This window comes from Megasphaera sp. SC8-1, from assembly GCF_024436295.1.
GTDB lineage: Bacteria > Bacillota > Negativicutes > Veillonellales > Megasphaeraceae > Megasphaera > Megasphaera elsdenii.
This window is the reverse complement of sequence record NZ_JANFQH010000031.1, coordinates 69,460-85,060: the sequence shown is the minus strand read 5'-3', so window position 1 is coordinate 85,060 and position 15,601 is coordinate 69,460. Positions and strand designations below refer to the sequence as shown.

The window sequence follows — 15,601 nt, the reverse complement described above, 5'->3', positions numbered from 1 at the left end:
GAGGCCTTCCCATGCTCCATTTAGAAAAATCAGCTGCGGCTTTTGCCGAAGCGCAGACCCTCATGCCGGGCGGCGTCAACAGCCCGGTCCGCTCGTATAACCGTATCGGCTGTCCGCCGCCGTTCATCGCCTGGGCCAAAGGCAGTACCATCTGTGACATCGACGGCAATCAGTACATCGACTACGTCGGTTCCTGGGGTCCCATAATCGTCGGCCATGCCCACCCCCGCGTCGTCAAGGCCCTGCAGGAAGCGGCCACGCGCGGCACGAGCTATGGCGCCCCGACGCTGATTGAATCGCAGCTGGCCAAACTGGTCAAAGAAATCTACCCGTCCATCGAAAAACTGCGCATGGTCAATTCCGGCACGGAAGCGACGATGAGCGCCATCCGCGCCGCCCGCGGCTATACGGGACGCGATAAAATCGTGAAATTCATCGGCTGCTATCACGGCCACGGCGACAGCCTGCTGGTCAAAGCCGGTTCCGGTGCCGCCACCTTCGGCCAGCCCGACAGCCCAGGCGTCACAGCCGGCACGGCCAAAGACACGCTGACCGTCGCCTATAATGATGCCGACGCCTTCCGGGAACTCATGGACCGCTGCGGCGACGACATTGCCGCCGTCATCGTCGAACCCATTGCCGGCAACATGGGCCTGGTCCTGCCGGAAGAAGGCTATTTACAGCTCTTGCGTGACGAAACACAGAAGCATGGCACGGTCCTCATCTTCGACGAAGTCATGTGCGGCTTCCGCACGGCCCTGCACGGCGCCCAGAGTATCTATCACATCGTCCCGGACATGACGACCCTGGGCAAGATCATTGGCGGCGGCCTGCCCGTCGCAGCCTATGGCGGCCGTAAAGACATCATGGACTGCGTCTCGCCGGCCGGCCAGGTCTACCAGGCCGGTACCCTCAGCGGCAACCCCCTGGCCATGGCAGCCGGACTGGAAACGCTGCGCCTCATCACAGAAGACCCGGATTACATCGAAAAAGCCTGTGCCAAAACGAAAATCCTGACAGACGGCCTCAAAGACGCCGCTGCCCAGGCCGGTGCTGCCGTCCAGGTCCATCGGGCCGGCACCATGTTCAGCGTCTTCTTCAGCGCCGTCCCGGTCACCAACTACGCCACGTCCGAAGCCAGCGACCAGGACGCCTTCCGCCGCTACTTCCTGTCCATGCTGGAACAAGGCATCTACCTGGCACCGTCCCAATTTGAAACCAACTTCGTCTCCGGCGCCCACAGCGATGAGGATATCGCACGCACCGTCAAAGCCGCGGAAACAGCATTCCGGGCGGCCCGGGGATAAGGCCCTGCGGGCCGTGGTTCGTGGTTCGTGAGTCGTAGACCGTGGATTGCTGGAGATTGTGCAGACACCCTTTCGGTGTAGGGGCGCCCGAGCGAATCCTGTGCACAGCCTCAGCCTGCATTTCTACGAATTTTCGGCAAACGAATCACGCCAAACGAACCACAAAAAAAGCTGCCGCTTATGCGACAGCTTTTTTTTACGCTTTTTACAATATCTTCGACAGGAAGAGTTTCGTCCGTTCTTCTTTCGGGTGGAAGAAGATGTCGTCCGGTTTGCCCTGTTCGAGGATTTTCCCTTCATCGATGAACAGGACGCGATCGGCGACTTCCCGGGCAAAGCCCATTTCATGAGTAACGATGGCCATGGACATGCCGTCTTTGGCCAAATCCTTGATGACGTCCAATACTTCGCGGACCATTTCCGGATCCAGTGCCGATGTCGGTTCATCGAAAAGCATGAACTTCGGTTTCATAGCCAACGCGCGGGCAATGGCCACACGCTGCTGCTGGCCGCCGGACAAGGTTTCCGGATAGGCATCTTTCTTATCGGCCAAGCCGACTTTTTCCAACAGCTGGATAGCCGTCTTTGTCGCTTCTTCCTTGCTTTCGCCGCGGGTCTTCATAGGCGACAAGATGATGTTCTGCAAGACCGTCATGTGCGGGAAGAGATTGAAGCGCTGGAAGACCATGCCGACTTCCTTGCGGATATTGTTGATGCTCTTGGCATCGCTCATGCTGATGCCGTCGACGATGATTTCCCCAGCCGTCGGCTGTTCCAGATAATTGATGCAGCGCAGGATCGTACTCTTACCAGAACCGGACGGGCCGATGATGACGACGACTTCTTTATCCTGAATGGTCAAGTCGATGCCCTTGAGGACGTCGTGCTTGCCAAAACTTTTTTTCAAACCTTTAATTTCTATCATCCGTTGCGAACCTCCGTTCCAAATAGCTTACGAGACGGGCAATGGTCAAGGTCATGACCAGGTAAATGGCAGCGACCGTAAGCCAGATTTCAAAAGAACCATAGGTCTTGGCGATGATGAGCTGGCCGCGGCGGGTCAATTCTTCAAAGCCAATGACCGAAACCAGGGACGTTTCCTTGGTCATGGAAATAAATTCGTTGCCTAACGGCGGGATGACGTGTTTGAAAGCCTGGGGCAAGATGACGTAGCGCATGGTCTGCATCCACGATAAGCCCAGGGACCGGCCGGCTTCCATCTGGCCTTTATCGACAGACTGGATCCCGGCGCGGAAAATTTCCGAAACATAAGCCCCACTATTGATCGAGCAGGCAGCGACGGCAGCGACGAAAGGATTGATACGTTCACCGATAACCATGGGCAGGGCAAAATAAATCAGGAAAATCTGGACCAGCATAGGCGTACCACGGATAATATTGACGTAGCAGACGGCAATGACCTGCAGGACCTTGACGCCTGACAGACGGCAGACACTGGTAATCAGGCCGAAAATGAAACCCAGGCCGACAGCAATCGCCGTGATTTCAATGGTAACACCGGCACCGGCTAACAGCAGGGGCAATGAGTTCCAGATCAGACTAAAATCAAACGACATGATAACACTCCTCTAAATGACACTCTGTAACATATGATAATATATACGCTACTCTATTATACGTGCATATTTATAAGATGTCAACGCATTGAAGGGGATTATCGCACGAAGGCTGCCGTCGTCATGCATAACCCCTTTTTCACGTCGTTTACCGTGGGGCGTGGTTCGTTTGCCGTAATAAACAAACGCAGTCGGCTGGCCGCAGGCCGCGGTGTAGGGGCCTCCATAAGCGGAGGCCCGCGCGAATCCTGTGGGTGTCCCAAACCTGTATTTGTGAGAGCTTTCACAAAAAAAGAGGCTGTGCACAAGGAGCATTTCCTTTATGCACAGCCACGGCAAACGAATCACGTTGCACGCCAAACGGCGCCGCAGGCGCCTTATCTCCCTAAGAGATGGACCAGGCTCAACAGATTTTCGTCGATGGGATAGCGCAGGGCTTCGGCTTCCGAATACGGCGTCGCTACGACGCGGTTATCGATGAGGCCGACGACACAGTTGTACGTGCCAGCCAGCAGGCTGTCGACGGCTTTCTGGGCAAAACGGCCGGCCATGATGGCGTCATAAGCCGACGGAGCGCCGCCGCGCTGGACATAGCCGAGGACGGTCAAGTTCGGCGAAAGGTAGGTGTGTTCTTTGATGTAGTCGACGACATCAGCCCCTTTGGCAGCACCTTCGGCGACGATGACGATGCTGCTCAATTTCTTCATGCGGTGCGATTCTTCCAGGTGACGGCAAAGCGCAGCCAGATCGACGGGATGTTCCGGGACCAGGACCGCTTCGGCACCGGAAGCCATGCCGGCATTGAGGGCGATGAAACCGGCTTCGCGGCCCATGACTTCGATGACGGCGACGCGGTCATGGGAGAACGCCGTGTCGCGGATCTTATTGACCGATTCCAGGACCGTATTGACAGCCGTATCGAACCCCAGGGTATACTGCGTCCCCATCATATCGTTGTCGATGGTGCCGGGAATGGTAATCGTCGGGATGCCCCAGCGGCTCAAAGCCTGGGCACCGCGCATGGAGCCGTCGCCACCGACGACGACGAGCGCATCTATTTCCAGTTCACGCAGATAGGCAGCTGCTTTTTTCTGCGTTTCTTTTTCCTTGAATTCCAGGCAACGGGCTGTCCGAAGCATGGTGCCGCCACGATGGATGATGGCACCGACGTCACGGCGGCCCAAGGGGCGCGTTTCATGGCTAAGCAGGCCTTCATAACCGCGGATGATGCCTTCGACAGTGAGACCCTTCTGGATGGCATACCGCGTGACGCCGCGGATAGCCGCATTCATACCAGGAGCGTCGCCGCCACTGGTCAATACTCCGATTTTGTTGATCATTTTACATCATTCTCCTTCTTTTCCCGGGCAATGAATTGCACATGCCTTTCGTTGATTTTATGGACAATGGATTCGACGATCTGTGACGCTCCCCCGCGCGTCGTATCAATGACGCAGTCGCAGTACGGATAGACCTCTTCCCACTGTTTCATCATCGTGTGGACGAAATCATGAAGATTCTCATAATCGACAGTCGGCCGCTTGCCTATATGACGGCTGACCCGTTCTTCCACGCGGAACGGTTCGGACAATAAAGCGACGATAAACCCATGACGATGCAGGATTCGATAAGTACCAACATTCATGGGAAAGTTGCCGCCAAAGGAAATGACAGCTTCATGATAGCGGCTGACTTGCTGCAGGACATTGATTTCCCGTTCACGAAAAACTTTTTCTCCGGCACTGGCATAGAACTCGGCAATGGTCATGCCCACAGCCCGTTCAATACGCCGGTCCGTATCGACAAATTGCCAGCCGAGGCGCTGGGCCAGCTTGCGGCCAATATGACTTTTGCCGCTCCCCATCATGCCGACGAGAACGATATTCCGCTTCATCATTATCGGCGCACCTCCTCTATTAGTATACTCTGCATATGTACCCCCTTATTCTATCATAATTTTTTCTCCTTGACACAAAAATTTTTGTGCTTTTTCTTCATAGAACTATAAATGGAGTGAATTTCCCTTCATAACAAGATGTTTCCGCCCCTATTCAAGCCCCAAGGCCTGCCTTATAATAGAAACATATTCTATGGACGCGAGGCGAAATTATATTATGAAAATCACACAGCTTATGTATATCAATGAAATAACAGGCCTGTCGTGCCGCGGCAATGAATATTTCTTGCCATATGGCGAAATGCTCTGCCTGGCAGGGCGGCCCGTTCCGACAGCGCGATTATGGGACAAACTGCAAAAAGACGGGTACATCGAATTTCCGGACAAGACGGGCTGCATGGATGGCACGTGCCGCCTGACGCAACAATCCTTCACGCCGCGCAAATCCGTTTACGACCTGAGCCGGACCGATTCGGCAGGCACCGTAAAAGTCGCTACGATTACGGTAGAACAGTTCCCGCGGCCGACGGCCATCGAAGGCCACAAAGTCCGGGGCCTCATGGCAGTGACTCAGCCCCGTATGCCGTCGAATACGGCAGAAGCGTTGACCTTGGCAGGCGTTCTGGATACGGCCGGCCAAATCGCCCTGGCCTTGGGTGTCATCCGCCTGGTCTACGACGACACACTGCCCGTCGCCGACGACGATGCTGCCCGTCTCCGCGACGAGCTGGCCCAGACCCAGGCCTATTACCAGACCTTGCAGGAAAATTACGACGGCTACGTCCAGACGCTGGAACAATCCCTGCGCGAATGGGAAACGCGCTGTCCCCAGGAAGACGTCGAAAAAAGGGCCTTTCCCCTGTCCGACGACTATACGTCGCGCCTGGAAAAGGCCCTGGAAGGCTTCCGCGTCTGTCTGGCCGGAGGCAGCGCCCTGTGGCATGACAAAGTCCGCACGCACTTCCCCCATTGGATGATTTTAGAAAACAAGCACTTCGACGTCCAAAAACTGCAAGGCGCCGACGTGCTCATCATCAACACCAACCACACGGGCCACGCCCTGGTCCGCAAAGCCTGCCAGCAGGCCGCGTCCCAAGGGACCCTGGTGTGCTACACCAGCCGCTACAACCTAAACGCCGTCGCAGCCGACGTACTCTATGCCCTAGGCGAATAAGCCTTACGGCTTGACATCTTTCAATTCCGCTTTGAATTCCTGGGCCAGCCGGTTCAAGCTATCGTCGCTATTCAAGGCCGAATTGGTCGTGGCCCCGTTGGCCATGGCCGTGTACAATACCGACGCGAAATCATCACGCGTCATCATAGGACTCTTCAACACAGCCGGACGCTTGAATCCCTTGAGCGCGCCGGCTTTTTCCAACTTGGCCACATAAGCATAGGCCCAGTGATTGTCAGGCACATCGGGGAAAATATCGTCGCCGTGAGCCGCTGCCGGACGGGCAGCCTGAGACTGGTTCTGAGCCAGTTTTTCCAGAATAGCCGTCTGCCGTGCCAAAATCTGAGTCAAGGCTGCCATATCGCCAGACGGAGCGGCTGTCATAGCCGTTGTCGTCACAGCCGGAGCCGGCGTTGCCGGAACGACCGCTTTCACCGGAACTGGCGTAGTGACAGGAGCCGGAGTGACAACGGGTGCCGGAGTAGCAACAGGCGCCGGACGGGCCGGAGCGGCCTGCTGTACGACAGGAGCTGCCTGGACCGGATGCGTAACCACAGGCTGAGCTGCCCGTTGTTCATGACCGCTGCGTCCCATCTTCCAGGTGATGCCGGCGTTGACCATATTTTCACCGCCACCCATACTGCCGCCAATAGACAGAATCGTCGTATCATTGGGATGATAATAAGCCCCGATAGCCACGGCATTGGCGTCATGATAGCAGCCGTAGTTGTGCTTCAGAGATAGCCGCTGCCAGCTGACTTTCTGTTGCAACCTTAGTCGAGCCTTTATAACCGCCCACGGAAACATCCTGCGTCGCTTTTGCAACTTCCCATGTTGTATTGGACAGGCCGGATACTGTCTTATTTGCGCCATCTATCGTCACGCCACCGACTGTTGCCATGCCCTTTGCACTGTCCATGAGGATTTTGTTCGCATCCGCATCTTCCCCCAGCTGAATAACACCGTTTGACATTTTGCTGGATCCGACTTGTACAGAACCGTCTTCCGACAAGTTCAGCGTCTTATTGAGTCGGATACGCAGCACACCGCCTTCATTCGATGTCTTGATGTTGCCATCCTGCGAACCTTCACCGTCACCTTTAATTTGGATGGTCTTGCGAAGATCCTGCATAATGGAGTCCCCAGTATCTGCTTGCAAGCCGAAACCACCAGTACCACCACCCGACGTAGTGATATTCTCAATGGCTTGTTTAAGTTCTCCTTCTATAGCTGCCATACTGTTGTTTTCCGATATGGTCGCGCGATCCCATTTTGTATTGGAAAGGCCTGTAATATAGTTACCGTCTGCAGTGTTGGCACCAGAACCTGCCTGCTTGCCAATCAAGAGGCCGCCCAACCAGTTCCCATTATTCAAAGTACCGCCAAAGTGGATGGTATTCATTCCGGTTAAATCGGTCTGCAGGCCATAGGTGAAGGAAGCTCCATTCTGGACAAGGGATAGGTTGTTTCCGGCATTGAATATTACCGTATCTCCGGCTGAAATCTGTTTATCCGCAACGTTGGCCGTTTCATCCGTCTGGCTACCGCTACCGGATTTTCCGGAAGCCGCGGTCCAGTAAGTCTGGTTGATGGTTTCCGCCACGTTCTTGGCGGTAACCAAACCATCATCTGCCATATTGATGGACGAAACTTTGCCATCCGCAGCCGTCAGTGCCTTGGTCTTCAGTCCATAGGTCACATTCGCTGCATCAGTTCCGGCAGATTCTGTGTTAGCGGTCAGATACTGGCTGCCCGTCTTGAAGGACACCTTCTTGCCAGCGCCGATGTCAGCAACCTTCTGCCCGTCATTACCGGCAAGCTGCCAACCACTGCCGACCTGAGCCTGGACTTCTTTCAGCTGGGACACATTGACTGCATCTGTATCAGCTGTACCAGCGCCAACACCACTGAGGACGTTACCGCCATTACTCAACCCCTTATTAGACAAGATAACAGCTGTCTTGCCGTCTTCTGGAGTCTTCGGTGTCAAGGTAATGCCCTGCCCATTCTGAATATAGGTATTGCCCGCTGCATCCGTGGTCGTAATGCCTTCTGCCGTCTGAACCGTAGAGCCTTTCGTCGTATCGGATGTCGTGACTTTAGAGATACTGATTTCTTGTTTCAGGCCGTAAGTGAAAGTTGCTTCGCCTGACGTATTATCCCCCTGAACCAAAGTCAGATTTCCATCATTGGCAAAGTGAACAGTATTTCCTGCTTTCACTGCTTTCTTACTACCCGATGTATTATCAGCCACTACATTGATAGATGCGCTGTTGATAGCATTCGCTACATCCTGGGTCGTTGCCAGTCCATTGGCTGTGGAAGTAACCGTACCAGCCTTATCACCGGTACCAGAACCAAATGTGCCGGTGGTCACATCCACCTTCACCGTGGCATTGCCAGTGCTGTCATCCTTCGTGACTACAGACTTGGTATAGTTGCCGTTATCATAGGTCACGGTCTTGCCCTTACCGATATTGGCGCTCACATCTGCATTCGCCGGATCTTTGCCTTTGATTGTCCAACCTGCGTTCACATCGGACTGAATGGCTTTGAGCTGCGATACATTGACCGCATCCGTATCGTTACTGCCATTGGCAACACCACTGATGACCCTGTTTCCCGCGTCGATACCGCTGGCGGCAATCTTCGACCCGCCGGAAATGGTGAGACCCTCTGTATCCAGTGTGCTATTGCCGGTAGTGACTTTCTTCAGGGAAATCTCCTGATTCAGGTTGTAGGAAACAGCACCGCTCTCTTCTACAGAAGCAGTTGTATTAGTGCCGTCATTGAAGGTCAGGCCGTTTTTCAGCGTCACCGATTTCGCAGCTTCTTTGTTGGCTTTCACTGCCAGATTGTCCACATTCACCGTATAGGTATGGTGTCCATCAGCATCTGTATCAGCCAAAGTGATATTCGTGCCCTGGGTCAGCAATGTACGGACAGACTGCAGCTGCTTAACATTAACCGCATCTGCATCATCCGTACCTGCCGTCACATTATGGATTTTCTGGCTGGCTGCATCAATGCCGCTGCTGGTAAATTTCGGGTCATTGGCAATCGTAAGGCCTGTGGTATCCAGGGTAGTCTTTACGGTTCCATCAGCACCAGCCAATGTCATCTGGCCGCCGTTGGTCCCTGTGCCGTCGAGCTTGATGGTTTCTTTATAGCTTTCCCCACTGCCAGAGCCCAACTGAGCGGTGTTCAGGTCCTTGAGGTTGCTGGCCAGCTGTACATGGAGGGCATTCTTGTCCGCATCTGCAACAACAGCAATGTTATTGCCGGTGAGCTTGGCAGTATCCACCGTGTTGGTGGTCTTGCCATCGACGTTGGACGAAGTGACAGCATCGCTGCCGCCGGTGATGGAAATAGCCTCGTTGGAGCCACGGGCCACGACGTTCTGATCGTCTGCCGCAGTGGTACCGAAGCTGGAATTGTCACCGCCGAAGCGGATCTGGCGGGTCAGAGCATAGAGTTGGGAGCCGTTGACGGCGTCGGTGCTCGTAGGACCGACAAGACCAGCAGATACGTTCTGGATGCGGCGGGTAGCGTCTTTACTGCCTACTGTAACAATACCATCAGCCTGACTGCCCGCATAGTTGTAGCTACTATCATTGCCATAGGTGTAATCTGTGTCGTAGTTGGTCACGCCGGCAGAGATACCGTCCTTGTCCATTGCCGCGATATTGGCCGCATGGATATACTTGGCTTCATATTTCTGCTTGATGGCATTTTTGGCTTCGTCTGTGGCAGCGTTCTTGTATTCATCCGAAGCAAGTGCTTCTGTATCGCCCTGGTCTTTGGCCAACTGGATGGCTTCCGCCGTTGCCGACTTAGACGCCGTGGCGGAAGATTTTGTGCCGAGATAGACGGAATTGCCGAGAGTAGCTGTCACATCGTTGCCGAGGATCTGGAGATTGGATACGGGTGTCGACTGCTTTGTTACATCGACGGCGTTGTATTGGCTTTGAAATACTTGTACAGATTGGACACATAGGTGATATTCCCGCTGTTGTCCGTTATTTTTTCCACACCCAGGGCATTGACGGCTGAATCCAAAGCCAGCAGATTGTAGGCAGTGGATTGCCCGTTATAAATATAGAAACCGTTTTCAGGAGGCCGCAGTTCCGTATACAAGGTTCCGCCAATGAGCAGTTCTTCGTTTCCATCAGCAATGGTCCCAATACCCAGGGCTTCACCCCAGAGTTTGGCATTGTCTTCCTGCTTTTTCTTTTTGGCTTCATCGGTGGTTTCACTGGAAGTATCAATTTTCGTACCGATGTTGGACGCATCCACATTGGCCTTGGAAGCTAGGCTGTTGTCGCCAGTAGTCAGTTTGGTTTCCAAGTCACTGATAGCCTTAGTCCGAGCTGTGGTTTCATTGCTGATGGCCCCTGTATTAGCGGCAATATTGCTCGTATTCGTGGCAATGCTTGCAGTGTTTTTGTCTATTGCCGTCTTATTCGCAGTAATATTGTTTGTATTGGTAGTTGTCGTGGTTTTATTGGCAGCAATATCCTGTGCATTCTTGACTACCTGCTTGTCCAGAGCCTGGATATTCTGGACTTCTGTATTGGTATCAGAGATATAGGTAGTATCCCCACTCCCCGTATTCCCACTTCCCTCTTCTGCCTGCACGGCCACCCCCACGGGCATAGCCAGGCTCATGGACAAGACGGTCATCACGATGCCTCGGGCCAGGCTCCCGTGTTTGCTGAAAACGGTTTTCAGCATTTCTGGGGTTTCTGATTTGGTACGGCCTTTGGCAAGTTCGGATACGACTTGATACATGCATCGCGTCCGGTTGTAAATGACTTTATACGTCTTGTTCATGATAAAACCTCCTGCACGCCTCATGATGTCACAATGAGTTCAAGTAATTCAGTCTATTTCATCAAATATATGCTTATAATAGTGACAAAATATAGCATTTTATATGCGAATTGTATACATTATTCATTATATGCCTCTGATAAGTATTTTTCAATAAACCCGCCATACGTTTGTAAAATAAGACAGGTTTGTCCATTTCTCGTGCAATTTTTCACGGTATATTGACGGTTGCCTCGGCGACGCGCTATAGTAAAATGAAGAAGGAGGTGTTATCGTGAAAATTTGGAAACAGGCTATCCTGGCCGCCTTGTTCTGCACCTGCACGACCTTGTCCGGACGGGCTGCCGACGAAGCTGCCAAAACGGTCCCAGCCGAGCCAGCCGCACAGGTCCAGGCCGCTAATCCGGCTAATACAGCCAAGGCCAGTGTACCGACGGACCCTTTGGCCGGCCATACGGGCAAGATCATCGACAAATACTACCTGACCAAAGGGTCGACCTATAAAGACGTGACGACGCTACTCCAGACCATCGACTCCCATCGGACCAGCTTGGACGCCAAGGACAGGCCCTATTATTTCCGCGTCGACAAAGACCTGACGGATAAGTATTTCCGCCGCGTCCGGGCATATGACGAAAAGACGACGGAACAAATCGGGGACTACCTGGTCGCCAAAGACAAAAGTTCCGTCTGGCGCATGGACGCGCCCCATGAAGGCTTGATTTACGGCAGCGCCGAAAAAATGATGAAAAAGAGCCGCGTCATCATCTATCCGCGCTATCTGGCCTTGGGCAGCAAGGGCCTCGTCGCCTTGCAGACACCCGGCAATGTCCCCTATGACCTAACGGCTAAGAGCCTCAATGAATCGGTCGCCAAAATCGGAGAAGACAACACGATCATCCCCGTAAAGACAGGCCAAGTCGACATCTTGGCGGACGTCACCGTCGGCGACATCAAAGAAACGGCATCGCGCCGCATCTCCGTCGTCACCCAGGCCGACCTGGAACGCATGGCCTACAACGCCTACCTGACCCAACTGTATATGGATACCTATTGGAACTGGGGCGGCCCCTTCTACAACGATTGGGGCTGGCACCGTCCACCCCCGCCGCACCATGGCCACCGGCCACCACCGCGGAGATGAAAAAAGGGCTTGTCACACATGCGACAAGCCTTTTTAAGTGGTTAGTGGCTAGCAGTTAGTGGTCAGTAGATGGTATTAAATTTAAAAGTCATCTTCTGCAAACTACAGACTCTGTACTACAAACTATAAAGCAAAAATTCCTAACGGGTCGCCCACGTGCGACCCCTACGAACTCGGTACTACTCTTAGCACTGTACGAGCTCCTACGAGCCACTAAACTCACACCAAATGTCTGGGAGCAGCCGAGACGGCTCCTTCCAGGCTTTCTTTTTCTGTTTTGTAGATGCGTTCGGCGATTTCGTCGACTTTGTGGGTCAGCCACATATAAGCCGTTGTACCCTCGCGGTAATCGGCTTCAGCATACATATCGATGCGGCCATCTTCCCGCAATTGTTCGACTTGGCGGAAGGCCTTGCTGTTTCCTTTAGGGTAAATGGCAAAGGTCGATCCGCCAAATTTTTTGACTACCGAAAAGGCCGGCACATCGCTGGGCCCGTCGGCAATATAAATCATATTGGGAAAAGCGACGCGCCGCAGAGCATCGGACATCCTGGCATTGACGTCGATTTCCGGATGCTGGGGCACGCCCTTATTGATTTCAAACAGCGCCCGTGTCTTAGTCGTATTGTCGATAGTGTAGCCCACTTCGCTGATGATCTTATGCTTTTCTCCATCAAGCCCTTCAATGAGGTCACAGCCCCAGATAGCTTCGACATAAGGCATGACCGCCGACCCTTTGATGATAGCCGACATACCCGTACTGACGATGTAATGCTCTACCTTGATGTTGTACTCGCGGTACTTGGGATTCTCTTCGACGACACGCTGGAGATTCTTGAAGATTTCCGGGACACCGTGATAATACTTCTGTTTCTGGCCAAAAGTTTTCAGCTTTTCATTATTGAGGCCTTTGAAAATCCCATTCTGTGCGTCCTTGATGAACTGATTCAAGTAAATCGTGTCCGCATTGACCTTGACGCCCTCCTTGGCATAGCGCGCTGGCAAGGCATTGACATGCTGCCAGAATTTGGCCTTATCAATATGATATTCCTCAAAAATAGGGTCCTGCATATTCCCATCAATCAACGTCTTATCGAAATCCCAAATCACAGCAATGATGTTCTGCATAAAGCCCACCCCCGCTTTCAGGCAATCAGAAGGAAAAGGTATCTTTCAGCCCCAACCACTGCTGGTCTTTATCGCTCAGATTCAACGGGGTCCCATCTTCGAGATGATAACCGGCGGCATTGGGCGAACCTTTATATTCACCCACGAGCTGAGGCCACTGGATGCCGATTTCCGGGTCGTTCCAAGCCATGCCGCCTTCATCATTGGGATGCCAGAAATCGTTGACTTTATAGCAAAATTCAGCGACATCGCTGAGGACTAGGAAGCCATGGGCAAAGCCTTCCGGAATGAGGAACTGCTTCTTATTTTCTTCCGTCAATTCGACGCCATACCACTTGCCATAGGTCTTGGAATCGCGGCGCAAATCGACAGCCACATCAAAGACACTGCCGCGGACGGCACGGACGAGTTTGCATTGAGGGAAATGCTTCTGGAAATGAAGTCCCCGAAGCACACCTTTGGTGCTCATGCTCTGATTATCCTGAACAAAATGGATATGGAATCCCGCTTCTTCCATATCCTTCTGATTATACGTTTCCATGAAATATCCACGGCCATCGCCATGGACCGTCGGCATAATGACACAAAGCCCGTCAATACCGCCCACATTCTTTTCAACCTGTATCTGACCCATTAATAGTTATCTCCCTTCATGCATGTTTCCTTTATTATAACATATTTAGTTAAACGCAAGCCGCAAATCGGAGTCTTGTATTTTTTACGGTCCACAGGACCGCAGGCGGCCCGCCACGACTCCTGGGAATTGACAGTCCCCAACAACTGTATGGGCGACCACGTGGGGCGACCGTTCGGAAGAACGAGGCATAATTTCCACCTGTTCACAGCGGGCCGCCCTTTGGGACGGCCCCTACAGATGCGGCTGCAGCCGCATAATTTTTTTATCGCCTGCATGCGATTTCGTAGGGGACGTCCTGATAAGGCGTCCCGCGTGAATCCTGGACATGGCCAGAATTTATGACGAGTAGCACACGGTCGTAATACAATTATGAAATGTTGCCGCGCAACGGCATCCGTAGGGGACGTCCTGTAAGCCTTTTTGGCCCGTCAAGTGACGACCAACGGGAGGCACAGGACGGCTGCCAAAACGGACAGCAGAGGCTGGCGGCCCGCTACGCGCTGAGGGTTATCCCGAAGCGTCGTTGTCACTTTGAATCCATCGCCGCATAGCGGCATCTGAGTCCATAACGAGCCACGAACCACTAGCCACGAGACACTAAATTTTCCAAATACCGCTTCAAGGCATCTTTCCAATCGGGCAAAGGCCGGAAGCCCTTGGCAACGAGTTTGCTTTTATCCAATCGGGAATTGAAAGGCCGTTTGGCTTTGGACAGGCCGTATTCTTCCGTCGTGACAGGAATGACTTTCGTCGTATAGCCGGCTTGGCGATAGATTTCACAGGTAAAATCATACCAAGAAATATACCCGCCTTCATTGGTCGCATGGTAATAACCATATTTATCGCTTTCCATCATATCCACCAACAGCCGGGCCAAATCAAAAGTATACGTCGGCGTCCCAATCTGGTCATTGACGACGCGGACCGTATCATGAGTCTTGCCGACATTGAGCATGGTCTTGACGAAATTCTTGCCATTCTGACCGAATACCCAGGCAATGCGGACGATGAAATATTTTTTCAGCGTCTGTGATACAGCCAATTCCCCTTCCAACTTCGTCTGACCATAGACATTGAGGGGCTGGTAATCCTTACAATCTGGCTGCCACGGCTCCGTCCCCTGACCGTTGAACACATAATCCGTACTGAGATAGAGCATCTTGCAGTCCAGTTCTTTGCAGACATCGGCAATATGCTGCGTCCCGCCGGCATTGACGGCCCGGACCTGATCCACTTTGTCATCATCTTCGGCCAAATCGACAGCCGTCCAAGCCGCACAGTGAATGACCGCATCGGGCTGCACATCCGTTATGACCCGCCGTACGGCATCAGCGTCGGTAATATCCAAAGACACATACGGCGCCGTCGTCACTGCCGTCCCATCATCCATCCCACTGTACACCGCCTTTGAACCACTGCCCACGGCTATATGCCCGCGGCGGATCAATTCATTCATCACATCATGACCCAACTGGCCATTCACACCCGTTACAAAGATTTTCATAGGATGGATTCCCCTTTCATACTTTCTTATTACACCATCGTTATCAGGTAAACGCAGACCACAGACCGCCTGCAAACTGCGTTCATTTCACATCGCCTCTACGCAATTTCTATGAATTGACAATCCCAACAACTGTAGGGGCGACCACGCGGGGCGCCCGTTCGGAATAGCGGGGCATAACAACATACTGCGTGCCATGTTGACCGTCCGGATATATATCCAACGGTTCACAGCGGGCCGCCCTTTGGGACGGCCCCTACAGCTGCGACTTGCAGCCGCATAATTTTTTATCGCCTGCATGCGATTTCGTAGGGGACGTCCTGCTAAGGCGTCCCGCGTGAATCCTAGGCATGGCCAAAATTTATGACGAACGATTCATGGTCGTAATACAATCATGAAT

13 protein-coding genes are annotated in these 15,601 nt (G+C 53.0%); 3 read left to right on the top strand and 10 right to left on the bottom strand.

The window, feature by feature from the left end; genetic code table 11:
* The first annotated feature begins 11 nt into the window (after window positions 1-11).
* Complete coding sequence (gene hemL, locus NOS26_RS09465; RefSeq protein ID WP_014016817.1) at window positions 12-1,307, top strand: glutamate-1-semialdehyde 2,1-aminomutase; 1,296 nt, start codon at window positions 12-14, stop codon at window positions 1,305-1,307.
* Window positions 1,308-1,512: 205 nt separating this feature from the next.
* Here hemL and NOS26_RS09460 read toward each other — a convergent pair whose 3' ends face one another.
* The 4 genes from NOS26_RS09460 to NOS26_RS09445 form a co-directional block, all read right to left on the bottom strand.
* Entirely contained in the window at window positions 1,513-2,232 is a 720-nt protein-coding gene (locus NOS26_RS09460; protein ID WP_014016818.1) for an amino acid ABC transporter ATP-binding protein, read from the bottom strand.
* Window positions 2,219-2,884 carry an amino acid ABC transporter permease gene (locus NOS26_RS09455; protein ID WP_014016819.1) on the bottom strand — a complete coding sequence of 222 codons (666 nt, stop codon included), beginning with the start codon at window positions 2,882-2,884 and terminating at the stop codon, window positions 2,219-2,221. Before NOS26_RS09455 ends, NOS26_RS09460 begins: the two co-directional genes overlap by 14 nt.
* 377 nt (window positions 2,885-3,261) lie before the next feature.
* On the bottom strand, window positions 3,262-4,224 hold the full coding sequence (gene pfkA / locus NOS26_RS09450) for a 6-phosphofructokinase (protein WP_036204186.1): 963 nt from the start codon (window positions 4,222-4,224) through the stop codon (window positions 3,262-3,264).
* On the bottom strand, window positions 4,221-4,781 hold the full coding sequence (locus NOS26_RS09445) for a shikimate kinase (RefSeq protein ID WP_022497790.1): 561 nt from the start codon (window positions 4,779-4,781) through the stop codon (window positions 4,221-4,223). The genes pfkA and NOS26_RS09445 overlap by 4 nt, the downstream gene beginning before the upstream one ends.
* A gap of 217 nt (window positions 4,782-4,998) precedes the next feature.
* Between NOS26_RS09445 and NOS26_RS09440 the strand changes: the two genes are divergently transcribed.
* Entirely contained in the window at window positions 4,999-5,955 is a 957-nt protein-coding gene (locus tag NOS26_RS09440) for a C-Myc-binding protein (protein ID WP_255917623.1), read from the top strand.
* A 3-nt stretch (window positions 5,956-5,958) separates the two neighbouring features.
* Here the strand turns inward: NOS26_RS09440 and NOS26_RS09435 are convergent, their stop codons facing one another.
* The 3 genes from NOS26_RS09435 to NOS26_RS09425 are packed head-to-tail and all read right to left on the bottom strand — an operon-like array spanning window position 5,959 to window position 10,788.
* On the bottom strand, window positions 5,959-6,726 hold the full coding sequence (locus NOS26_RS09435; protein WP_255917622.1) for a YadA-like family protein: 768 nt from the start codon (window positions 6,724-6,726) through the stop codon (window positions 5,959-5,961).
* Window positions 6,665-9,850, bottom strand: coding sequence for a hypothetical protein (locus tag NOS26_RS09430; RefSeq protein ID WP_255917621.1), 3,186 nt, complete (start codon window positions 9,848-9,850; stop codon window positions 6,665-6,667). The genes NOS26_RS09435 and NOS26_RS09430 overlap by 62 nt, the downstream gene beginning before the upstream one ends.
* A gap of 47 nt (window positions 9,851-9,897) precedes the next feature.
* Window positions 9,898-10,788, bottom strand: coding sequence for an ESPR domain-containing protein (locus tag NOS26_RS09425; protein ID WP_255917620.1), 891 nt, complete (start codon window positions 10,786-10,788; stop codon window positions 9,898-9,900).
* Window positions 10,789-11,062: 274 nt separating this feature from the next.
* On the opposite strand from NOS26_RS09425, the gene NOS26_RS09420 reads away from it, so the two are divergent.
* Entirely contained in the window at window positions 11,063-11,932 is an 870-nt protein-coding gene (locus NOS26_RS09420) for a hypothetical protein (protein WP_255917619.1), read from the top strand.
* Between the two features lie 219 nt (window positions 11,933-12,151).
* On the opposite strand, the gene NOS26_RS09415 is transcribed toward NOS26_RS09420, so the two are convergent.
* The 3 genes from NOS26_RS09415 to rfbD all read right to left on the bottom strand — a co-directional run bounded on the left by NOS26_RS09415 (window position 12,152) and on the right by rfbD (window position 15,201).
* The gene (locus NOS26_RS09415) at window positions 12,152-13,060 is read right to left on the bottom strand and encodes an HAD family hydrolase (RefSeq protein WP_255917618.1); all 909 of its coding nucleotides are present in this window, start codon (window positions 13,058-13,060) and stop codon (window positions 12,152-12,154) included.
* Between the two features lie 25 nt (window positions 13,061-13,085).
* Window positions 13,086-13,694, bottom strand: a complete 609-nt coding sequence (gene rfbC, locus NOS26_RS09410; protein WP_255917617.1) for a dTDP-4-dehydrorhamnose 3,5-epimerase — start codon at window positions 13,692-13,694, stop codon at window positions 13,086-13,088.
* A gap of 586 nt (window positions 13,695-14,280) precedes the next feature.
* Window positions 14,281-15,201, bottom strand: coding sequence for a dTDP-4-dehydrorhamnose reductase (gene rfbD, locus NOS26_RS09405; protein ID WP_255917616.1), 921 nt, complete (start codon window positions 15,199-15,201; stop codon window positions 14,281-14,283).
* Window positions 15,202-15,601: the final 400 nt, after the last annotated feature.